Source organism: Streptomyces sp. NPDC026377 (assembly GCF_055567715.1).
The window spans coordinates 199,032-220,121 of sequence record NZ_JBVHPV010000002.1 but is presented as its reverse complement, the minus strand read 5'-3'; the positions used below and the strand labels follow the sequence as shown (position 1 = coordinate 220,121).

Sequence of the window (21,090 nt, the reverse complement as noted above, 5' to 3'; positions counted from 1 at the left end):
CTCACGTTAGGTTCGCTCGTTGCCGCCCGCAAAGCGCTCAGGGGTGCGGGGACCGCCGGACGGGGTACGCGGCCCTCCCGCGCCACCCGTCCCCGCCTGCCCGTCCGGGTGCCCGGGGCCCGGCGGACCGCCGTCCGGGTCCACGTACTCCGGCAGGGTCAGCCGCGCCAGCGCGCCGCCGTCCGGGGCGTTGCCGAAGCGCAGCCGAGCCCCGAGGACCGCGGCCTGGCCGACCGCGATGGTCAGGCCGAGCCCGTGCCCCTTGTTGCCGCCCTCGGTCCTGAAGCGCTGCGGGCCGTGGTCGAGGAGGTAGGCGGGATAGCCGGCGCCGTGGTCCCGCACCGTCACCACCGGCCCGTCCACCGTCAGCTCCACCGGCGGCGCCCCGTGCTTGTGGGCGTTGCCCAGGAGGTTGGCCAGGACCCGCTCCAGGCGGCGCTTGTCGGTCTCCACGAAGGCGTCCCGGACCACGGTGAGGTCCGTCTCCGTCCCCGCCATCCGCACCACGCGCTCCACCAGCGGCCCCAGTTGCTCCAGGTCGAGCTCGACGCGCTCGCTGCCCGCCTCCAGACGGGAGATCTCCAGGAGGTCCTCGGTGAGCGAGCGCATCGCGCGCACCCGGTCCCGTACCAGCTCGGCGGGGCGCCCCTCGGGCAGCAGTTCGGCCGCCGCGTGCAGCCCGGTCAGCGGGGTGCGCAGCTCGTGGGCCACGTCCGCGGTGAACCGCTGCTCGCTCAGCAGCTTGTTCTGGAGCGTCCCGGCCATGGTGTCCAGCGCCCCGGCCACCGTGGCCACCTCGTCCTGGGGCCGGGAGGGGTTCTTCGTCCGGGGGTCGTCGACCCGGGCGTCGAGGTCGCCCGCGCCGATCCGGCGCGCCACCGTCGCCGTCTGGTGCAGCCGGCGGGTGACCCGGGTGACGCCGAAGACGCCGACCAGCAGGGTGGCGCCGATCGCGAGGATCGAGGATCCGAGGATCGCCTGGTCGAGGCCGGTGATGGTGCGGGCGCTCTGGCTGTAGTCGATCGAGGCGGCGATCGCCCGGCCGTCGGCGGGACCCGCCGCCCACATGGTGGGCCGGCCCCGGTCGTCGGCCACGACCGTGCCGCGCCTGCCGGAGAGGGCGAGGGCGCGCAGGGAGGCGGGCAGGTCCTGCGGGTCCAGGCCCGAACCCGGCGGCAGCGGCTCGCCCGCCTCGTACGCGCGCGAGACCTCCTCCAGCTTGTCCAGCGCCTTGTCGCGGGCCTGGCCGACCGTCTGCCGGGTCACCGAGACATGGACGAGCACACCGAGCAGCGCCGCGAGCGCGCAGCACATCACGGTGATGAAGACCGCGGCCTTCCAGGTGAGCGTCGCCGTCCAGGCCGGCAGCCGGAGTCCCCTCACCGCTCGCTCGCGGTGGCGCGGGGCGAACGGGCGGCGGACGGGTCCGGGCTCTTGGGGCGGGCCCCCGGGGAGTGCTGCGGCTCGACCCGGATGATCTCGTCGCGGGTGGGCAGCATCGCGCGCTGGTGGTCGTCCCACGACCACGCGGTGCGGTACTCGTACCCAGGGATGCCCGCCGAGACCGAGTGCAGGATGACGTCCCGCCCGGCCAGCTCCACGCCGATCAGCTGGTCCGAGGTGGACATGATCCGGGTCAGGGCGCCGCGGTCGGGCATGTAGCAGCGCACCGCGAGCTGCTGCTCGGGCATCTTGATGCCGAGGATCAGCTCGTCCCTGCCGTCGCCGGTCAGATCGCGGTAGTACGCGCGCAGCACCGGGCAGGCCTTCGGCTTCTGGCGGCACCTGTTGAGCTGACGAACCGTTTCTTCGTAGAGCCCGTCGGCGCCGGTGTACTGGTCCGGGTGGGCGCGCACCTCCGCCTGGACGACCGCGACCGGGTCCAGGGCGCGGACGTCGCCGCCCGGGACCCTGATGCCGGGCACCCGTTCCGTCTGGCCCTCGCCGTAGTCCTGCGGCGTCGTCGTGGGCTTGGGCAGGTCCGGCCAGAGGTGGACCGGGCCGACCGCCGTGGGGGTCGCGCCCGCGCCCTCCAGGCTGCCCGCGTTGCCGCAGCCGGAGAGCAGCAGGGCTGCGGCGCCGGCGGCGAGCAGCGGGAGCGCTGCGCCGAGGGGGCGGCGGTGGCGGGTCAAGGTGCTCCTGTCGTGCGGCGGGCGGCACCGCGAGCGGCACCGCCCCGGGCTACTCCACCTTCACCAGGTCGGCGTAGAAGATGATGTTGGCCGAGCGGTGGCCGTTCTTGATCGGGCCGCCGCAGGTGATGAGGCGGAGTTCCGGACGGTCGGTCTTCCCATAGACCTTATTCGTAGGGAAGTCTTTTTTGTCCACTTGCTGGGTCTCGCGGATCGTGAAGACGGCGGTGGAGTGGTCCGCCCTGCCGACCCTGATCACGTCCCCGACGTGCATCTTCTTCACGTCACGCAGGAGCGCGGGCCCCTTCGCCGTGTCATAGTGCGCGACGATCACGGACGCGCCCGTCTCGCCGGGGGTGACACTGCCCGTGTACCAGCCCGCCAGCTCCGCCTTGTCGACCGGCGGCACCTGAAGCTCCTGCTTCTCGTCCAGGCCGAGCCGCAGCACCGGGCTCGCGTCGACCCCGGCCGACGGTATGACCACCCGGGTCGGCTCGGCCGCCTTCAGCGGGCCGACCTGCTGGCGGGCCCGGGTGGTGGCGGTGCTGCGCACGGAGACGTCGGGCGCCTTGGCCGTGGCCTCGGTCCCGGACGGGCCCGAGCCGCAGGCCGCGAGCCCGCCGCCCGCGGTGAGGGCGAGCGCGGCGGCGGCCACGAGCCGGGCCGTGCGGCGGGGGCGGAGGCGGGAGGGTGTGGGCGTGGTCATGGCCACCACCGTAGGAGGGCCGTGTCGCGGAGCCTTCCCGGGTTTGTCACAACTCGCCATGACCGGGCAGGACTTCGGTTACTGCTGGTACGGGTTCTGCCCCGGCGTTCCCGCGGCCCCCGGCGCCTGTCCCTGCATCTGGTCCTGCTGCTGCGGCTGGTGGCCCGGCTGCGGCCCGGCGGCCATCGCGAGGAGCTGCTCGGCCTGCTCCTTGGCGATCTGCTGCTCCATTCCGCAGAAGGTGCACTGGGTGCGGTACTTGGTGGAGACCGGGAAGAGCGGGATGAAGAAGAACGTGAACTTGGTGACGTGCTTGCGCAGGCCGTGGGCGGCCGGATTGCCGCAGTTCCCGCAGACGAGCGTCATCATGGCGAGCTGGTACAGATATCCCTTGGTGCCCCAAATGAGCATTGGACGTCCCCTCCCGAGGTGAAGCGGCGCGCGGCGCGCGCGGTGGCGCTCGCACTATACGAGCCGCGATATTGCCCTGCGCCGCCGGTGCTGTTCCCATGGGCGTGGGGGTGATGCGGGATGTCGGCACTGCGGGTGGTTCCGGTGCACCGGAACGGACGGGCACGGCTGTACGTCAGCCTCCCGGACGGCAGGAACGCCGCCTGGTACGACAGGGACAGCGGACGCGTCAGCCTCCTTCTGGAGGAGTGCCGCGAGGCGGTCCTCGCGGCACTGGCGCCCTTTGTGACGGGCGAGCTGACGGTGGGTCCGCCGCCCGTGCCCACCTCGGACGACCTGGCCCGGCTGACCCTGCACCCCGACGACGACCTGGCGCCCAACCGCCCCGGCGAGGCGCTCCTGGGCGAACTCGAGGGCCACGGCCCGCCGCGCCGCTTCCGCCAGGACCCCCGGCGGGGGCTGCTCGCGGCCCAGGAGCGGGTGGGGGCGGGGCTGGACGCGCTGGAGGGGGCGGGGTGGCGGGTGCTGCACTCGGTACCGCTGCCCGGGGGCGGGCTCCTCGACCACCTCGCGATCGGACCGGCCGGAGTGCTGACGTTCCGTACGGTCGCGGCGGCCCGGCGCCGGGTGCGGATCACCGACCCCCTGGTGGGGGTGGGGCGTTCCGCTCCGTCGCCGGTGCTGCGGTGGGTCCGGCGGGACGCGGAGCGGGTGTCGCTGGGGCTGGTGGTCGGGGTGCGCGGAGTCCTGGTCGTCTCGGACGCGTCCCGGCTCGACATCGCGGCCCCGCCACGGGACGTCCGCGTCCTGCGGGACTCGGAGGTGGGCGGGCTGGCGCGGGCGGGGGGCGTGCTGAAGCCGGCGGATGTGGAGGGGCTGTACTGGCGGGCACGGGACCGCCGCACATGGCTGAGGGCATAAGCATCCGACCCCGCCCCGACGGCTCAGGCAACGGGCGGAGCGGGGGAGGGGCGCAGGCGCAGGACCGTCGTCACCCCGAGCCGCGCGGACCCCCGTTCCACCTCCGCCAGCAAAGCCCCCGCCCCCACCTCGGTGTACCCCACCTCCCCCCACCCGGGAGCGACCGCCGTCCGCGTCGGCGGGCCCGGTGGCAGGGCGGCCCGCCCCGCCTCCGCCCGCAGCGCCGACGACAGCGGCGTCGAGACCGTGACCTCGTCGTCGCCCGGCAGCACCAGCACCAGCGCGCTGGGGCGCCGCGCCGGGCCCACGTACCCGACCACCACCCCCTCCCACGTCTCGGTGTGCCGCACCTTCCGCCACGTCCGCGTCCCGCCCCGGTACGCGGAGTCGTCCCGTTTGGCCACCAGGCCCTCGATGCCGCTCGCGGGGAGCGTCTCGTACCAGGTCAGGGCCGTGTCCACGTCGGGGGTCGCCGGGACGGGCTGGAGCGGGGGGCCCAGCGGGGCCAGCAGGGCCACGAGGCGGGCCCGGCGCTCCCCGTACGGCAGACGGCGTACGTCCTCGCCCCCGTCGGCGAGGACGTCGAACGCCGCGTACGACGCCGGCAGCCGCGCCGCGAGCTGCGTGGCGCGCGCGGGCGTGGCCGCCGCCCGGCGCTGCACGGCCGCGAAGTCCGTCCGGCCCCCCGTCCACACCACCACCTCACCGTCGAGCACGCACCCCGCCGGCATCCGGAGCGCCGCCGCCACCAGATCGGGGAACGCGGCCGTGACGATCCGGCCCGACCGGGCCTGGAGCACCACCCCGGACGCCTCCCGGAACACCACCATCCGGTGGCCGTCGAACTTGGGCTCGTACCACCAGCCCGGCCCGCGCGGCAGCTCCCGTACCGACCGGGCCAGCGCCACCCGTACCGGCGGCCGCGGTGCGCTCACGGCACCCGCCCCGCCCGGTTGAGGTTGATCAGGGGGCCGAGGAGGTCTCCGTCCGCCGCCAGGCGCGGTTCGATGTCCCCCAGGAGGAAGACCAGGTCCTGCGGCGCGCGGCAGGACTCCACCTCCTCCCACGTCACCGGCGCCGACACCGTGGGCCGCTCGCGCGCCCGGAGCGTGTAGGGCGCCGCCGTCGTCTTCGCCGCCGCGTTCTGGCTGTGGTCGACGAACACCTTCCCCGGGCGCAGCGCCTTCGCCATCCGGTGCGTGACCAGGCCGGGGAGGGCCGCCTCCGCCTCCTGGGCCAGCCCCTTGGCGTACCGCGAGACGTGCTCGGAGGCGGTCGGCTCCAGCGGGACCAGCAGGTGCAGGCCCTTGGAGCCGGAGGTCTTGGCGTACGCGTGCAGGGCGTCCGCCGCCAGGCGCTCGCGCAGCCACCGCGCCACCGCGCAGCACTCCACCACCGTCGCCGGCGCCCCCGGGTCCAGGTCGAAGACCATCCGGTCGGCCCGCGCGGGCGCGTCCGCCTGCCACTGGGGGGTGTGGAACTCCACCACCAGGTTCGCCGCCCACATCAGGGTCGACAGGTCCGGGACCGTCACCTGGCGCGCGCCGCTGTCCTCGGAGCGCGGGACCGGCGCGGTCTTCACCCAGGAGGGTGTGCCGGGCGGGGGATTCTTGGTGAAGAAGAGCTGGCCGTCGGGGCCGTCCGGGTAGCGCAGGAACGACACCGGCCGGTTGTGCAGATGGGCCAGGAGCGCGCCCGCGACGGACGCGTAGTAGTGCAGCACCTCGCCCTTGGTGGTGCCGGTCGCCGGGTACAGCACCTTCTCCAGGCGGGAGAGCGCGACCCGTCGCCCCTCCACCCATGTGATCGGCGTCATAGGATGAGAATCCCACTAATCCCGGCAAAGAGGACGAATAGTGCGATCCATATGGAACGGTGCGATCTCATTCGGGCTGGTCAGTATTCCGATCAAGCTCTACAACGCCACCGAGAGCCATTCGATCTCCTTCCGGCAGATCCACACGGAGGACGGCGGACGGGTCCGCTACCGCAAGGTGTGCGAGCTGGACGGCGAGGAGCTGGACGCCTCGGAGATCGGCAAGGCGTACGAGGACGCCGACGGGTCGTTGGTGCCCATCAGCGACGACGACCTCGCCGCGCTGCCGCTGCCGACCGCCAGGACCATCGAGATCGTCGCGTTCGTGCCGTCCGACTCCATCGACCCGCTCCAGATCGACACGGCGTACTACCTGAGCGCCAGCGGTGTCCCGGCGGCCAAGCCGTACACCCTGCTCAGGGAGGCGCTCAAGCGCAGCCGCAAGGTGGCCATCGCCAAGTTCGCGCTGCGCGGCCGCGAGCGGCTGGGGATGCTGCGGGTCGTGGATGACGTCATCGCCATGCACGGGCTGCTGTGGCCGGACGAGATCCGCGCCCCCGAGGGCGTCGCCCCGGACAGTGACGTCAAGGTCCGCGACGCGGAGCTCGATCTGGCCGACGCCCTGATGGACACCCTCGGCGAGGTCGACGTGGACACCCTGCACGACGACTACCGGGAGGCCGTGGAAGCGCTGATCGCCTCCAAGGCGGGCGGCGCGCTGCCCCCGTCCGAGGCGCCCGAGTCCCCGCGCGGCGGCAAGGTCATCGACCTGATGGCGGCGCTGGAGAACAGTGTGCGCGCCGCGAAGGAGGCGCGCGGTGAGGACGCCGGAGGCGAGGAGCCGGCCGAGGCCGAGGTCACCGAGCTGAAACCGCGCAAGACGGCCGCCCGAGGGACGGCCGCGGCGAAGAAGACCGCCAAGAGCACGGGCCGGGCCACCGCGAAGACCGCCGGCGCGGCCTCGACCAGGTCGGCCTCGGCGAAGCCTGCCTCCGCCAAGTCCACCTCCTCGAAGCCGGCGGCCACCAGGGCGACGGCCACCAAGTCGAGTGCGAAGACCGCCAAGAAGACGGCCGAGTCCCCCAAGTCCTCCTCGGCGGGGGCCAAGAAGTCCACCTCGACGGCGGCCGGGAAGCCGGCCGCGAAGAAGACGGCTCCCCGCAAGCGCGCGTCGGCCTGAGCGACCGGCGTACGCCCGCGGGGAGCCGGGAGCCAAGAGACGGGAGCGCGTCAGCGCCGGGGCGTCACACCCCCCGGGCGACCGGCTCGCCCAGCGCCTCCAGCTCCGCGTCCAGGTCACGCGCCCGCACCTGCCTGGGCAGCGCGAACATGCCGAGCGCCACGAGCACCAGGATGCCCACCCCGTACCAGAGGCTGAGGTCGAAGCTCTTGACGAAGTTGTGGCTGACGGCCTCCTGGCCGTGCTTGGTCAGGATCGGCTGGACCTTGTCGGCGCCGGGCACCGAGGACGGCCGGCAGCTCGCCGGGACCTTCGTCGGGTCCGACTCGGCCGACCGGTCGTGCACACACGCCCGGAAGCCGTCGACGATGCCGTCGACGCCGCTCGCCGGGACCCCGGCGGCGACCAGCTCCTGGCGCAGGGCCGGGGTGACCTTGTCGACGCCGTGGTCGGAGTCGCTGGAGAGGTGGCCGAAGAAGAGCACACCGACCAGCGCCACACCGAGCGCCATGCCGACCTGCTGGGTGGTGCCGAGCAGACCGGAGGCGGAACCGGCGTCCTTGGCGGGCACCTTGGTGAGGATCGCGTCGATCATCGGGGCCACCACCAGACCGAAGCCGAAGCCGGTGACGACCAGCGGCGCGATCATCTGCCAGGACGGGATGTCCGGGCCGTAGTGGTGGGCGACGAAGATGTACGCGGCGAAGCCCAGCGCGTTCAGGAGCGCGCCCCCGATGAGGGTGAGGCGGCCGATGCGCGGGGTGAACACCTCCACCGCGAGACCGGAGCCCGCGGCCGCGCCGACCGCGAAGGCCGCGCCGGTCAGACCGGCGCGCATGGGCGACCAGCCGAGCCCCAGCTGCATGTACAGCGTCCACACCAGGAAGAAGCCGCCGAGCGCGATCCAGAACAGCGTCCACACCAGCATGCCCGCGGTGAACGCCCGCTCCTTGAAGAGGCTGAGCACCACCAGCGGCGAGCCCACGGTCCGGGTGCGGTGGCGCTCGAAGACGACCAGGATGCCGAAGACCACGACCGAGCCCGCCATCAGCAGATACGTCCACAGCGGCCAGCCGAGCGTGCGGCCCTCGGCGAGCGGATAGACCAGCATCAGGATGCCGGTCACGGCGATGACCACGCCGATCGGGTCGAGCTTGGGCGCGGCGGGCGACTTGGATTCGCGGACGAAGAACCAGGCGGCGATCAAGGCGCCGATGCCCACCGGGATGTTGACCAGGAAGATCGGACGCCACTCCAGGTCCGCGATGTTCGCGTCGACCAGCACGCCGCCGACGATCAGACCGGCCACCGACGCGGAGCCGAGCACACCGCCCCAGATGCCGAGCACCTTGCCGCGCTCCTCGGACGGGAACGTGACATGGATGATCGCCAGGATCTGCGGGACCATCAGACCGGCCATGGCGCCCTGGAAGAAGCGCGCGCCGATGAGCATGCCGGGACCACTGGCCACACCGCAGAGGGCCGAGGCGACCGTGAAGCCCGCCACGCCGATCAGGAACATCTTCTTGCGGCCGTAGATGTCGCCGAGCCGGCCGCCGGTGATCAGCAGGGCGGCGAAGCCCAGGACATAGCCGGCCACGACCCACTCGATCTGGGTGTAGTCGGCGTGCAGGTCCTTCTGGATGCTCGGGATGACGACGTTGACGATCGTCACGTCGAGCATGTCCATGAACCCGGCCACCAGGACGATGATCAGGGCGAGCCAGCGGCGCGGATCGAGCGCCGGCGCTTCACCGGGCGCTGCTCCCGCGCGGCTTCCGCCGGGCAGGTCGGCTCCGGCGTGGGTGTCGTGAGTCATGGCGTTTCTACCTCTGGCCGATCGTGGTGACCGAGGCCGTCCGAGCCCGGTCGTGACGGATGGAGCGTGCTGAGAGACGTGCGACTCGTGCCATGCGTGCGGTCTCCTTGCCGTCGCGGCAGGAAAAGGTTCCTCACTCAGATGACGACATAGGAGCCGGGCGTGTGACTTTTCGCAGGTCACACCCCTGGTTCGCGGGGCACACCCCTGATACGGCCGCACAGGAAAAAGGCCCCGCGGACCGCGTGGGCGAGTCCGCGGGGCGGCGGCGCGGAGGAGCGGGGAGAGCGCATGGCGAGCGCCTCTCCCGCAGGTGATGTCAAGTCCATGACAGGACGACATCACCGCTGAAGGGGCGCCCACCCGCTCGGTGAGGCGGCCCGGCCGGGGCCGTCCGCGCGGCCCGTGCCGCCACGCCCCCCGGGGGCGCGCTCAGGCGACCGGCTGCCCCGTGCCGTGTTCGGCGAGCAGGCGCCGGGCCTCCTCGTCCGCCTCGCCCGCCGGGACGAGGACGCCCTCGGGCGTGAGCCGCATCGGCTCGCTGCCCGCCATCCGCCAGTCGAACTTCGCCGCCAGCTCGAAGAGGTCGGACTGGATCAGCGGGCCGCCCTTCTCGTGCTCGGCCGCGAGCGCGGTCGGGTGGTAGAGCTCGTAACCGCCCGGCAGATGCAGCGTCAGGAAGTGGCAGCCGCCCTCGACCGTGGTCGACCAGGTGTGCTCGGTGCCCTTGGAGATGTGCGCCATGCCGCCGGGGCCGAGCGTGGTCACCTCGCCGTCGATGTACATGACCAGGGAGCCCTCCAGGACGAAGTACGTCTCGTCGGACTCGGCGTGGGTGTGGAGCGGCGGTCCGGGAGTGGCGGCGGCTATCTCACCTTCCACGAGGGCGGCGGCGCCATCCGTGGCACCGCTCGGCAGGACGATTTCAAACCCGCGGCGGCCGGCAGGACGGTCCTCGGGGTGGATGATGGTCGTCATGAATCCCTCTCTGGCTTGATTTCCCGCACGTGGATACGGGTTTAGCACGGGGCCGCAGGGGCGGGTCAAGCAGCGCTCAACTTGCCCGTCCGGCGCGGCTCCAGCGGCGCTCAGGTCCCCGGCGGCCGGCTCCGGCAGGACTCTGTGCGACCGCGGGATTTCCGCAGTTGAACACCGGTGGACAAGCCGCGGGATTCGGGTCCGGGTATTCCGCCGACGAAATTCCCGGAATTCACGGCTTCGGAAACGGGGGTTTCCCGAAACGCCGACGGGCGGGTGCCGGCTCGGTGAGCGCCGGCACCCGCCCGTCGGCGGCAGGCTTCTCAGACCCGCTCGGGGATCCGGACGTGCTCGGGCCGCGGCCCGTACCCGATCATCCGCGCGATCAGCTGTCGCATCGGCCGCACGTGCTCCGCCACCGCCAGGAACCGCGGTGGCTTGGACTCGCGGGTGCCGTGCAGCGTCGGCGCGATCAGCTGGTTCTGGAGCAGGATCTGCATACGCTGGATGGCGACCACCGCGGGCAGCCGCCGCCGCTGCACGGCCGCCAGGTCCTCGGTGCCCACCGCGCCCCGCCGCAGCGGCTCGGCCAGCAGGTTGGCGGTGGCCACCGCGTCCTGCACGGCCACGTTGATGCCGAAGCCGCCGACCGGCGACATGGCGTGCGCCGCGTCCCCGATGAAGAGCAGCCCCGGCCGGTACCAGCGCCTGAGCCGCTCGACCCGGACCTCCAGCATCCGGGCGTCGGAGAACTCGATCTTGTCCGGCCGCTCGCCCATCCACGGCAGCAGCGCCCGCACGCTCGCCCGCAGCGACTCGATGCCCTCGGCCTGGAGCTCGGCGTACCGGCCCTTGGGGATGACGTACGCGAACTGCCAGTACGTGTCCCGGCAGATGCCGATGAGCAGGCCCTGCTGCCCCATGCGGATGAAGGTGTCCGGCGGGTCGCTCTCCTCGCGGGGGATGCGGAACCACAGGTCGTCCATGGGCGCCCCGAAGCCCTGCGGGACGAGCCCGGCGGGGCGGCGCAGCACCGAGTCGCGGCCGTCGGCGGCCACGGTGAGGTGCGCGCGCAGCTCGTGCTCGCCCTCGGCGTCCCGGAAGCGCACCCCCCGGGCCCGGTCGCCCTCCCGGATCAGACCGTGCACCTCCGCTCCCATCCGCAGGTGGAAGGTGGGGTACTTGGCGGCCTCGGCGGCGAGCAGGTTGAGGAAGTCCCACTGCGGGACAAAGGCGATGTACGGGTAGGTGCCGGACAGCAGCCGCTGGTCGGCGACGAGCACATCACGGGTGTCGGTGACCATGTTGATCCCCGGCGTGGTGCGGTGCGGCAGCTCCAGGAAGCGCTCGGCCAGGCCCAGCTCGGCGAGCACGTCCAGGGTGGAGGGGTGGATCGTGTCGCCGCGGAAGTCCCGCAGGAAGTCCCGGTGCTTCTCCAGGACGGTGACCTCGATGCCGGCCCGGGCGAGCAGCAGCCCCAGCATCGCGCCGGCCGGGCCGCCTCCGACTATGCAGCAGGTGGTTGTCTCGGTTGCCATGGGTGCCACCTCGGCGTCGTGCGTGGATGTCGTACGAGTCGATCTCGGCGAGCATGCCCCACGCGGTCACGGGTGCCAAGGTCGAACAGGGCGAACGGAGCGTCAGATGCCCTGGTGGATGCGCCAGTTGGGGTTCACCAGGTCTGGCCGCCCTGCTGGCGGGTGGCCGCGTTGAGGCGGTTGTAGAAGTTGCTGACGCCTATCCACAGCACCAGGGCCGCGAGGGGCTTCTCCTCGTAGTGCCGGGCGGCCTCGGCCCACACCGCGTCGGGGACCGGCTCCTCGCGGTCGTTCAGCCGGGTCACGGCCTCGGTGAGGGCCAGCGCGGCCCGCTCGGCGTCCGTGAAGTACGGCGTCTCCCGCCAGGCGGCCACCGCGAACAGGCGCTCCGCGCTCTCGCCGCCCTTCATCGCGTACCGGGTGCCGGAGTCCACGCAGGCGCTGCATCCGTTGATCTGGCTGGCGCGCAGATGGACGAGGTGCATCGTGGTGGCGGGCACTCCGGCGCCGTGGGTCGCCTTCTGGAGTCCCCGTACGGCCTCCATCGCCCCCGGGACGAGCGTCGCCGGGCTCGGCATCCGTGCTTCCATGACTGTTCTCCTGGCTGCCACCCACTGGGTGGCCTGGGCTCCGACTGTCATGGAATTGACGAAGCCGGGCCCCGAAGTGTGACGAAGCGCCCCACGGGCCGCCCGCGGACCGGTACGGACCCCACCGGCGCCGCCGTACCGCCGTCGCGCGGGCGGCGCGGCGTAGGGAAAGCGTCAAAGAGACGCCGGTGACCGTCAGGGGCCCGTCAACGAAACCGGCGCGGCCCCCGGGGGCGGGTTTGCTCAAGAGGTCCGTACCCGTCCCGCTCGTTCGCGAGCCTCTTCGAGTCCTGGAGTTCACGATGGCCGATGTGGCCTTCGTCGCCACCACCGTCGCGGTATTCGCCCTGGTGGCGCTCATAGCCAAGGGGGTGGCGAAGCTGTGACCACCGAGAACGTCGTCGGTCTTGTCGTGGCCGCCGCCCTGCTGGGATATCTCGTCCTCGCCCTTGTGTACCCGGAGAGGTTCTGAGCCCCGCGATGTCATCCGTCCTTTCCGGGGTGCTCCAGTTCGCCGCGCTCGCCGCGGCCCTGGCGCTCTCCTGCCGGCCGCTGGGCGACTACCTGGCCCGCGTCTACTGCGGCGACCGCCATCTGCGCGTCGAGAAGTGGATCTACCGGGCCATCGGCGCGGACCCGTCCGCCCGGATGCGCTGGCCCGCCTATCTGCGGGGCGTGCTCGCCTTCTCCGTCGCAGGCGTCCTCCTGCTCTATCTGCTCCAGCGCCTCCAGGGGCAGCTGCCGGGCTCGCTCGGCTTCGCGTCGATCCCCGCCGACCAGGCGTTCAACACGGCGGCCTCGTTCGTGACGAACACCAACTGGCAGTCGTACGCGGGCGAGCAGGCCATGGGCCATGTCGTGCAGACCGGCGGTCTGGCCGTGCAGAACTTCCTCTCGGCCTCGGTGGGCATCGCGGTCGCGGTCGCCCTGGTCCGCGGCTTCGCCTGCGCGCGCACCGGTGAGCTCGGCAACTTCTGGTCCGACCTGGTACGCGGCACCGTGCGCGTCCTGCTGCCCCTCTCCGTGGCAGGCGCGCTCGTCCTCGTCGCCTGCGGTGCCCTGCAGAACTTCGCCGGCATCCACGAGGTCGGCCAGTTCACGGGCGGCCCCCAGCAGTGGAACGGTGGCGCGGTCGCCTCGCAGGAGGCCATCAAGGAGCTGGGCACGAACGGCGGCGGCTACTTCAACGCCAACTCCGCCCACCCCTTCGAGAACCCCGGTGGCTTCTCCAACCTGTTCGAGGTCTATCTGATCCTGCTCATCCCGTTCGCGCTCACCCGGACCTTCGGACGGATGGTCGGAAGCGTCCGGCAGGGCTACGCGGTCCTGGCGACCATGGTCACCATCTGGGTGGCCTTCACCGCCCTGATGCTGTGGACCGAGTCCGCCCACCACGGACCGGCGTTCGACGTGGCGCGCGGAGCGATGGAGGGCAAGGAGACCCGCTTCGGCATCGGCGGCACCTCCGTCTTCGCGGTCGCCACCACCCTCACCTCCACCGGCGCCGTGGACGGCTTCCACTCCTCGCTCACCGGCTTCGGCGGCGGTATCACCCTGCTGGGCATGCAGCTCGGCGAGATCGCGCCCGGCGGCACCGGCTCCGGTCTCTACGGCATGCTGGTCATGGCGGTCATCGCGGTGTTCCTGGCGGGCCTGATGGTCGGGCGCACCCCGGAGTACCTGGGCAAGAAGATCGGCACCCGCGAGATCAAGTGCGCGGCCTGCTACCTCCTGATCACCCCCGCGCTGGTCCTGGTGTCCACGGCGGTCGCGATGTCCCTGCCCTCGGCCCGTGACGCGATGGCCAACTCCGGTGCGCACGGCTTCTCCGAGGTGCTCTACGCCTACACCTCCGCCGCCAACAACAACGGCTCCGCCTTCGCGGGCCTGAGCGCCGACACACCCTGGTTCAACACCTCCCTCGGCCTGGTGATGCTGCTCGGCCGGTTCCTGCCGATGGTGTTCGTCCTGGCGCTCGCCGGGGCGCTCGCCGAGCAGCGGGCCGTCCCGGAGACCGCGGGCACCCTGCGCACCAACAAGCCCCTGTTCACCGGTCTGCTGGCCGGCACGATCCTGATCGTCACCGGTCTGACCTACTTCCCCGCCCTCGCGCTGGGGCCGCTGGCCGAGGGGCTGGCGGCATGACCACGCATCTGAAGTCCGAGGAGCCCGGCTCCATGCCCACCGCCACCGCCACCGCCACCGCCGCCCGCGCCCCGCACGACACCGCCCCCACCGGCCGGCCCGGCCGGGCCGGGAGCGGCCTGTTCGACCCCGGGCAGCTGCTCACCTCCTTCCCCGAGGCGGTCAGGAAGCTCGACCCCCGGGTGATGGTCGCCTCCCCCGTGATGTTCGTCGTCGAGATCGGGTCCGTCCTCACCACGCTCCTCGCGCTCAAGGACCCCGGCGACTGGTTCGGCTGGGCGATCGCGGGCTGGCTCTGGCTGACCACCCTCTTCGCCAACCTCGCGGAGGCGGTCGCCGAGGGCCGGGGCAAGGCGCAGGCCGACACCCTGCGCCGGGCCAGGACGGACACCGTCGCCCGCCGGCTCGACGGCTCCGGCGAGGAGCTGGTGCCCGGCACCGAGCTGCGCGTCGGCGACCTGGTCGTCTGCGAGGCGGGCGACGTGGTCCCGGGCGACGGCGATGTGGTCGAGGGCGTCGCCTCGGTGGACGAGTCGGCGATCACGGGTGAGTCCGCGCCGGTGATCCGCGAGTCCGGCGGCGACCGCTCGGCCGTCACCGGCGGTACGAAGGTGCTCTCCGACCGGGTCGTCATCAAGATCACGACGAAGCCGGGCGAGACCTTCATCGACCGGATGATCGGCCTGGTCGAGGGCGCGGCCCGGCAGAAGACGCCCAACGAGATCGCCCTGAACATCCTGCTCGCCTCGCTGACCATCGTGTTCCTGCTGGCGGTGGTCACCCTCCAGCCGTTCGCGCGGTACGCGGGCGCCGAGCAGCCGATGGTCGTCCTCGCGGCCCTGCTGGTCTGCCTCATCCCGACGACGATCGGCGCCCTGCTCTCCGCCATCGGCATCGCGGGCATGGACCGCCTGGTCCAGCGCAACGTCCTGGCCCTGTCCGGCCGTGCCGTGGAGGCGGCGGGAGACGTGTCGACACTGCTCCTGGACAAGACCGGCACCATCACCCTGGGCAACCGCCGGGCCGCCGAGTTCGTCCCCGTACGGGGCACGGCCGAGGCCGAGGTGGCGGACGCCGCCCAGCTCTCCTCGCTCGCCGACGAGACCCCCGAGGGCCGTTCCGTCGTGGTCCTGGCCCAGGAGCGGTACGGGCTGCGCGAGCGCCGCCGGGAGGACCTGGCGGGCGCTCAGTGGATCGCCTTCACCGCCCAGACCCGGATGTCGGGTGTGGACGTGGCCGGACGCAAGGTACGCAAGGGCGCGGCCGGCTCGGTCGTGGCCTGGGTGAAGGAGCGGGGCGGAAGTGTCGCGCGGGACGCGCAGCGGCTCACGGACGGGATTGCCCAGGCCGGCGGCACGCCGCTGCTGGTGGCTGTGGAAGACGCGGAGGGGGCTCGTGTCCTGGGCGTCGTCCACCTCAAGGACGTGGTCAAGGAGGGCATGCGGGAGCGGTTCGACGAGCTGCGCCGGATGGGCATCAGGACGGTCATGATCACGGGCGACAACCCGCTGACCGCCAAGGCCATCGCCGAGGAGGCGGGCGTGGACGACTTCCTCGCCGAGGCCACCCCCGAGGACAAGATGGCGCTGATCAAGCGCGAGCAGGCCGGCGGCAAGCTGGTCGCGATGACGGGCGACGGCACCAACGACGCCCCCGCGCTGGCCCAGGCGGACGTGGGCGTGGCGATGAACACCGGCACGTCGGCCGCCAAGGAGGCCGGCAACATGGTCGACCTCGACTCCGACCCGACCAAGCTGATCGAGATCGTCGAGATCGGCAAGCAGCTCCTGATCACCCGGGGCGCGCTCACGACGTTCTCCATCGCCAACGACGTGGCGAAGTACTTCGCGATCATCCCGGCGATGTTCGCCGCGGTCCACCCGGGCCTGGACAGGCTCAACATCATGGGCCTGCACAGCTCCCAGTCCGCGATCCTGTCCGCGGTCGTCTTCAACGCCCTGGTCATCGTCGCGCTCGTACCGCTGGCCCTCAGGGGCGTCCGGTACCGGCCGGCCGGGGCCGACCGGCTGCTCCGCCGCAACCTGGGGATCTACGGCCTGGGCGGTCTGGTCGCCCCCTTCGTCGGCATCAAGCTCATCGACCTCCTCGTCTCCCTCATCCCCGGAATCGGCTGATCACCATGAACAACTCGGCAACCTCCGCCGCCCGGCTGACCGGCGCCGCCCTGCGGGCCCTGCTCGTACTGACCCTGGTGTGCGGGGTGCTCTACCCGCTCGCCGTCACCGGCGTCGCCCAACTGGCCCTTGGGGACCGGGCGAACGGTTCGGAGGTCACCTCGCGGGGGAGGGTGGTCGGTTCGGAGCTGATCGGCCAGCGGTACGACCTCCCCAAGAAGGACCCGTCCGATCCGCGGGAGGCGGCCCGTCCCGACCTGCGCTGGTTCCAGCCGCGCCCCTCCGGCGGCCTGGGCACCAACACCCTCAACACCCGCCACCGGCTGCTGGTGTCCGGCGCGACCAACCTCGCGGGCGACAGCGAGGAGCTGGTCCGGCGGGTCGAGGCCGCCAGGGCGGCGGTGGTGGAGGACAACTCCACGCCCACGTACAAGGTGGACCCCGAGGACGTCCCCGCCGACGCGGTCACCTCCTCCGGCTCGGGTCTGGACCCCGACATCTCCCCGGCGTACGCGCGGCTCCAGGTCCACCGGGTGGCGCAGCGCAACGGGCTGGCGGTGGCGCGGGTGGATCAGCTGGTCGCCGAGCACACCACGGGCCGCCTCCTGGGCTTCATCGGCGAGCCCCGGGTCAACGTGCTGAAGCTGAACATCGCGCTGCGGGAGCTCGTGGGGAGGTGACCGAGCCGGGAGAGCGGGCCCGGGGGACCCGGGGGAGGGGCCGCCGGGCCGCCGTTCCCGGTCCCTGGACGGTGGCCGCGATGCGGGCGGGAGGGGCCGCTCATAGACTGACGTGGACGATATGCCCCTTTTCGTACTGGTGAGGGAGATGCGGTCCATGTCCAAGCGAGGCAACAAGCGGCGCGCACGGAAGAAGAAGGGCGCAAACCACGGAAAGCGCCCCAACACCTGAGCCCCCGGGCGCCCCCGGCCCCGGCTCCCGCCGCCAGTCGTGGCGCGGGACCGGGGCCGACGGCGTGTCCCACACTGTCCCCATGGACCTGGAAGCGGCACGCGCCCTGCTCCCCGTCGCCCTCGAAGAGGCCCGCGCCGGACGGACCGAGGGCGGGATCCCCATCGGCGCGGCGCTCTACGACGCGTCCGGCACCCTCCTCGGGCGCGGCCGCAACCGCCGCGTCCAGGACGGCGACCCGTCCGCGCACGCCGAGACGGCCGCCTTCCGGGCGGCCGGGCGCCGGACCACGTACGCCGGTACGGCCATGGTCACCACCCTCGCCCCCTGCTGGTACTGCAGTGGCCTGATCCGGCAGTTCGGCATCTCCCGCGTGGTGATCGGGGAGACGCGGACCTTCGACGGCGGACAGGAGTGGCTGGCCGGGCACGGGGTGGAGGTCGTGGTGCTGGACGACGCCGAATGCCGGGCGCTGCTGGGGGAGTTCGTCGCGGAGCGGCCGGGGCTGTGGTGGGAGGACATCGGGAGCCCGCTGCCGGGCGGCTAGTACGGCTCCGGCCCGGAGCGGACTGAGTACCCGTACTCATGGCTGGCCTGAACTCGCCCAGTACCCTGCCGGAAAGAAGATCAGCAAGCGGGAGGGGCGTACGGCATGTCCACACCGATCGGTGGTCCCACACGGGGCTTCTGGATCACGCCGGGCGAAGTGCAGAAGGCCGGCGACTCGGCCCGCAAGGTGGCCAAGGACATCCCGGACGAGATCAAGACCCTGTACAAGCCGACCGACACGGCGGTGGCGGGGCTGGCCGGTTTCGAGACCGCCAAGGCCATCGACGAGTGCCTGGAGGCGTGGGCGAAGACGCTGCGCTCGCTGGCGGGCATGGTGGAGGGGGCGGCCGACGCGGTCGGCTCGTCCAGTACGAGCTTTGTCCGCGAGGACCACGCGCGCGGACAGTCGTTCCTCGGCTTCGGCCCGTCCACGCCGTACGCGCCGGGCGTCTCGGCCCCGGGAGTGCACCCCCCGTACGCACCGAACGCCCCCTACGCCCCGTACGCCCCGTACGCCCCTCAGATCCCCTACGCCCCTCAAGCCCCGGGAGTGACCCTTCCCCCGGCGTCCGACGGAGGACACTGACCGATGCGGGTCTCGCAACTGCGCGACGCCAAGCCGCTCCTGCTGACGGACGCGGGCGACGCGTGGGACAAGCTGGCGCAGACGTTCGCCACCCACACCACCGACTGCGGCAAATACCTGCACCGGCCCCTCCAGCAGGGCAACTGGGGCGGGATCGCCGCCGAGTCCGCCGCCGACCGGCTCGCCCGGATGCAGCGCGACCTGCTGGTGGCCAAGCAGGAACTCGACGCCGTGGGAACGGTGTTGCGGGCCTGCGGCGAGGAGCTCTCCCTCCAGCAGGGCAAGCTGGCGCACGCCCTCGCGGACGCGACCGGCGCCGGGTACCACGTCGCGGACGACGGCAAGGTCACCGCGCCGAGCGTCGACACCGGCGGGATGAAGCCCGGCGACGTGGCGATGATGCAGCGCGACCAGACCACCCGCGCCCAGGGCTACGCCGACCGGATCGGCGACGCGCTGGCGGCGGCGCAGAAGGCCGACAAGGAGTACGCGGCGGCGATCAAGCTCTTCACCGAAGCGGCCAACCGCTGCGGCAGGGGCGACTGGAGCACCAACTTCGCGGAGATGGGGAAGGCGGACGAGCTCAACCGCGAGCTGCTGCACGAACTCGGCATGCCCGGCAAGAACGGCTCCCCCGCCGACGTGCAGGCGTGGTGGGCGCAGCTCTCCCCGAGCCTGCAGGCCGAGCTGATCCAGGACTACCCGCAGCAGATCGGCAACAGCGACGGCATACCGGCCACCGACCGCGACCGCGCCAACCGGACGTATCTGCCGATGCTGCTCGACAGCCTCCAGTCGGAGTACGAGGGAGCCGACGGCGACAAGGCGAAGGCCCTCAAGGACAAGATCGAGGGTCTCAAGGGCATCCAGAAGCAGCTGGCGACGGAGGGCGAGCCGCGCCCGTACCTGCTGGGCATCGGCTCGGAGGGCAAGGGCCGCGCCATAGTCTCCTTCGGCAACCCGGACACGTCGAAGAACGTCTCCGCCTACGTGCCCGGCCTCAACACCAAGCTCAGCGGCCACTTCGCGTCCTCGGACGTGGACCGGGCCCGGAACGTGGCGACCATGGCGAACAAGATGTACCCCGACACCACGACCGCCTCGGTGGTCTGGCTCGGCTACGACTGCCCGCAGCTGGACGGCTTCAAGTGGTCGGCGACGGACGTGATGAGCAAGGACGACGCCCAGGCAGGAGCGCCGGCGTACGACAGGTTCCTGAGCGGCATCAGGGCCACCCACGAGTCCGGCTCCCCGCACGTCACGGCCATCGGCCATTCCTACGGCTCGCTCACGGTCGGCCAGGCGACCCAGCAGCCCGGCGGCATCCCGGCGGACGACGTGGTCCTGGTCGGCAGCCCCGGCGTGGGGGTGAACAAGGCGTCGGACCTGGGGGTCGGGGCGGACCACGTCTACATAGGCGCGGCGGAGAACGACCAGGTGACGTACTTGCCCTCGCCCAACCTGCTGGAGTACGTGGCACCGGGAAGCGAATACGGCCCCAAGAAGAACTGGTTCGGCACGGACCCGGCGGACAACCACTTCGGCGGCCACCACTTCGCCGTGGCCCCGGGGAAGGACACCGGCCTGCCCGGCCTGGCGACGGGCGACCTGCCCGCACACTCGATCTACTTCGACCCCGACGCGGGCGGCGACTCCCTCCCCAACATCGCGAGCGTGGTCACGGGCCACGGCGACCGGATCACGGCGACGAGGCCGCGATGAGGCGGGGCGCGGGCCCGGTGGTCCTGCTGGCGGCGCTGATGGCCCTGACGGCGTGCGGGCAGACGAAGGACGACCACCAGCAGGTACGGCAGACGCAGAAGGTACGAGCGATGAACATGCAGCAGGCGGGCGAGGGCTCGGAGAAGATCCTGGACGCCACGCTGGCGGCGATCCAGCCACCGGTGAAGTGGGCGTACGGAGCCCCCATGCAGGAGGCATGCAGCACGGACCTGAACGAGCCGACGGGCAAAACGACGGTCACCCGCAGCCGCAACATCCTGACGATCGTCTCCCCCCACCGCCGAGGGAGCCTCCTGGGCGTGGTCCAGCGCCACTGGGAGGCGGCGGGCTTCAAGGTGACGAGCGTGCGGAACGACGAGTCGATGCCGTGGGTACGGGCGAGCCGGGAGGACGGCTTCAGCGTGTCCTTGCAGGTGGGAAGCGTGGGCAATGTCTTCCTCAGCGCGAGTTTCGCGTGCGCGGAGGATGCGGAGATGACGTATCCGAAGGGGACGCCGGGGAAGCCCGGGGGGCCGAAGGGGGAGGAGCTGCGGCCCACTGAGCGGTCGGAGTTCTGGTCGGCGGAGGGGTGAGGGGGCGTTGCCGCGTCGCGCGGCTGGGCGGTCGGAACGCCGACGGCGGCGGGGCCCGCTTCGCGGCGGGGGCGGTTTCGCAGCGGGGGCCGCTCAGTACGCCGTGAGGCAGACCCGTACGAGGCCGTCCGCCTGCCCGCGCACGTGGACTTCAAACGCCTCGATCAACGGAGGCCCTCCCAGAGCCGGCGACCTCGGCCGCACGTTGGCTCATGGGCTTGGCAAGGGAGAGTGCTCTGAGCTGGCCAGAGACCTGCCAAGGTCATTACGTCGTCATTACGTGATCACTGTCATGCAGCGGCTTCCGTGCACCTGCCCCCCCACGCAAGAAGACCCCGCACCCAGCGAAGCGGCTGG

Annotated in this window: 22 protein-coding genes; 12 read left to right on the top strand and 10 right to left on the bottom strand. The window is 72.2% G+C overall.

The annotated features are described in order from the left end of the window. Window positions 1-6: 6 nt before the first annotated feature. From ACZ4MU_RS05090 to ACZ4MU_RS05075, 4 genes are all read right to left on the bottom strand, one after another. Entirely contained in the window at window positions 7-1,383 is a 1,377-nt protein-coding gene (locus tag ACZ4MU_RS05090) for an ATP-binding protein (RefSeq protein WP_467871081.1), read from the bottom strand. After that, on the bottom strand, window positions 1,380-2,132 hold the full coding sequence (locus ACZ4MU_RS05085) for a hypothetical protein (protein WP_467871078.1): 753 nt from the start codon (window positions 2,130-2,132) through the stop codon (window positions 1,380-1,382). Before ACZ4MU_RS05085 ends, ACZ4MU_RS05090 begins: the two co-directional genes overlap by 4 nt. 49 nt (window positions 2,133-2,181) lie before the next feature. After that, complete coding sequence (locus ACZ4MU_RS05080) at window positions 2,182-2,838, bottom strand: class F sortase (protein ID WP_467871075.1); 657 nt, start codon at window positions 2,836-2,838, stop codon at window positions 2,182-2,184. A gap of 78 nt (window positions 2,839-2,916) precedes the next feature. Further along, on the bottom strand, window positions 2,917-3,249 hold the full coding sequence (locus ACZ4MU_RS05075; protein WP_467871073.1) for a zinc-ribbon domain-containing protein: 333 nt from the start codon (window positions 3,247-3,249) through the stop codon (window positions 2,917-2,919). Window positions 3,250-3,369: 120 nt separating this feature from the next. Here ACZ4MU_RS05075 and ACZ4MU_RS05070 point away from each other — a divergent pair, with 120 nt between their 5' ends. After that, window positions 3,370-4,170 carry an NERD domain-containing protein gene (locus tag ACZ4MU_RS05070; protein WP_467871070.1) on the top strand — a complete coding sequence of 267 codons (801 nt, stop codon included), beginning with the start codon at window positions 3,370-3,372 and terminating at the stop codon, window positions 4,168-4,170. A 23-nt stretch (window positions 4,171-4,193) separates the two neighbouring features. Here the strand turns inward: ACZ4MU_RS05070 and ACZ4MU_RS05065 are convergent, their stop codons facing one another. Both ACZ4MU_RS05065 and ligD read right to left on the bottom strand, forming a co-directional pair. Further along, window positions 4,194-5,105 carry an ATP-dependent DNA ligase gene (locus ACZ4MU_RS05065; protein ID WP_467871068.1) on the bottom strand — a complete coding sequence of 304 codons (912 nt, stop codon included), beginning with the start codon at window positions 5,103-5,105 and terminating at the stop codon, window positions 4,194-4,196. Beyond that, entirely contained in the window at window positions 5,102-5,986 is an 885-nt protein-coding gene (gene ligD, locus ACZ4MU_RS05060) for a non-homologous end-joining DNA ligase (protein ID WP_467871065.1), read from the bottom strand. Before ligD ends, ACZ4MU_RS05065 begins: the two co-directional genes overlap by 4 nt. A 40-nt stretch (window positions 5,987-6,026) precedes the next feature. Between ligD and ku the strand changes: the two genes are divergently transcribed. Beyond that, entirely contained in the window at window positions 6,027-7,166 is a 1,140-nt protein-coding gene (gene ku, locus ACZ4MU_RS05055) for a non-homologous end joining protein Ku (protein ID WP_467871063.1), read from the top strand. Between the two features lie 64 nt (window positions 7,167-7,230). Here the strand turns inward: ku and ACZ4MU_RS05050 are convergent, their stop codons facing one another. The 4 genes from ACZ4MU_RS05050 to ACZ4MU_RS05035 all read right to left on the bottom strand — a co-directional run bounded on the left by ACZ4MU_RS05050 (window position 7,231) and on the right by ACZ4MU_RS05035 (window position 12,091). Next, window positions 7,231-8,985: an MFS transporter gene (locus tag ACZ4MU_RS05050; protein WP_467871060.1), complete on the bottom strand. Its 1,755-nt coding sequence runs from the start codon at window positions 8,983-8,985 to the stop codon at window positions 7,231-7,233. A 432-nt stretch (window positions 8,986-9,417) separates the two neighbouring features. Then, window positions 9,418-9,963 carry a cupin domain-containing protein gene (locus tag ACZ4MU_RS05045; protein ID WP_467871057.1) on the bottom strand — a complete coding sequence of 182 codons (546 nt, stop codon included), beginning with the start codon at window positions 9,961-9,963 and terminating at the stop codon, window positions 9,418-9,420. A gap of 323 nt (window positions 9,964-10,286) precedes the next feature. Beyond that, window positions 10,287-11,501 carry an FAD-dependent oxidoreductase gene (locus tag ACZ4MU_RS05040; RefSeq protein ID WP_467871055.1) on the bottom strand — a complete coding sequence of 405 codons (1,215 nt, stop codon included), beginning with the start codon at window positions 11,499-11,501 and terminating at the stop codon, window positions 10,287-10,289. A 134-nt stretch (window positions 11,502-11,635) separates the two neighbouring features. Continuing rightward, a complete protein-coding gene (locus tag ACZ4MU_RS05035; RefSeq protein ID WP_358833878.1) occupies window positions 11,636-12,091 on the bottom strand; it encodes a carboxymuconolactone decarboxylase family protein in 456 nt (151 codons plus the stop codon). A gap of 239 nt (window positions 12,092-12,330) precedes the next feature. Between ACZ4MU_RS05035 and ACZ4MU_RS05030 the strand changes: the two genes are divergently transcribed. The 10 genes from ACZ4MU_RS05030 to ACZ4MU_RS04985 all read left to right on the top strand — a co-directional run bounded on the left by ACZ4MU_RS05030 (window position 12,331) and on the right by ACZ4MU_RS04985 (window position 20,733). After that, entirely contained in the window at window positions 12,331-12,477 is a 147-nt protein-coding gene (locus ACZ4MU_RS05030; protein WP_467871053.1) for a hypothetical protein, read from the top strand. After that, entirely contained in the window at window positions 12,474-12,563 is a 90-nt protein-coding gene (gene kdpF / locus ACZ4MU_RS05025; RefSeq protein WP_365102456.1) for a K(+)-transporting ATPase subunit F, read from the top strand. Before ACZ4MU_RS05030 ends, kdpF begins: the two co-directional genes overlap by 4 nt. An 8-nt stretch (window positions 12,564-12,571) precedes the next feature. Then, a complete protein-coding gene (gene kdpA / locus ACZ4MU_RS05020) occupies window positions 12,572-14,236 on the top strand; it encodes a potassium-transporting ATPase subunit KdpA (protein ID WP_467871049.1) in 1,665 nt (554 codons plus the stop codon). Beyond that, window positions 14,233-16,371, top strand: a complete 2,139-nt coding sequence (gene kdpB, locus ACZ4MU_RS05015; protein ID WP_467871047.1) for a potassium-transporting ATPase subunit KdpB — start codon at window positions 14,233-14,235, stop codon at window positions 16,369-16,371. The genes kdpA and kdpB overlap by 4 nt, the downstream gene beginning before the upstream one ends. A gap of 5 nt (window positions 16,372-16,376) precedes the next feature. Then, the gene (locus ACZ4MU_RS05010; RefSeq protein ID WP_467871044.1) at window positions 16,377-17,051 is read left to right on the top strand and encodes a potassium-transporting ATPase subunit C; all 675 of its coding nucleotides are present in this window, start codon (window positions 16,377-16,379) and stop codon (window positions 17,049-17,051) included. A gap of 157 nt (window positions 17,052-17,208) precedes the next feature. Next, window positions 17,209-17,283, top strand: coding sequence for a 50S ribosomal protein bL37 (locus tag ACZ4MU_RS05005; RefSeq protein ID WP_372460710.1), 75 nt, complete (start codon window positions 17,209-17,211; stop codon window positions 17,281-17,283). A gap of 82 nt (window positions 17,284-17,365) precedes the next feature. Next, window positions 17,366-17,830 (top strand): nucleoside deaminase, encoded by a 465-nt coding sequence (locus ACZ4MU_RS05000; RefSeq protein ID WP_467871042.1) that lies wholly within the window; start codon window positions 17,366-17,368, stop codon window positions 17,828-17,830. A gap of 105 nt (window positions 17,831-17,935) precedes the next feature. After that, window positions 17,936-18,418 carry a hypothetical protein gene (locus tag ACZ4MU_RS04995; protein WP_467871039.1) on the top strand — a complete coding sequence of 161 codons (483 nt, stop codon included), beginning with the start codon at window positions 17,936-17,938 and terminating at the stop codon, window positions 18,416-18,418. 3 nt (window positions 18,419-18,421) lie between these two features. Continuing rightward, window positions 18,422-20,140 (top strand): alpha/beta hydrolase, encoded by a 1,719-nt coding sequence (locus tag ACZ4MU_RS04990; protein ID WP_467871037.1) that lies wholly within the window; start codon window positions 18,422-18,424, stop codon window positions 20,138-20,140. Beyond that, window positions 20,137-20,733, top strand: a complete 597-nt coding sequence (locus ACZ4MU_RS04985) for a hypothetical protein (RefSeq protein ID WP_467871034.1) — start codon at window positions 20,137-20,139, stop codon at window positions 20,731-20,733. The genes ACZ4MU_RS04990 and ACZ4MU_RS04985 overlap by 4 nt, the downstream gene beginning before the upstream one ends. Window positions 20,734-21,090: the final 357 nt, after the last annotated feature.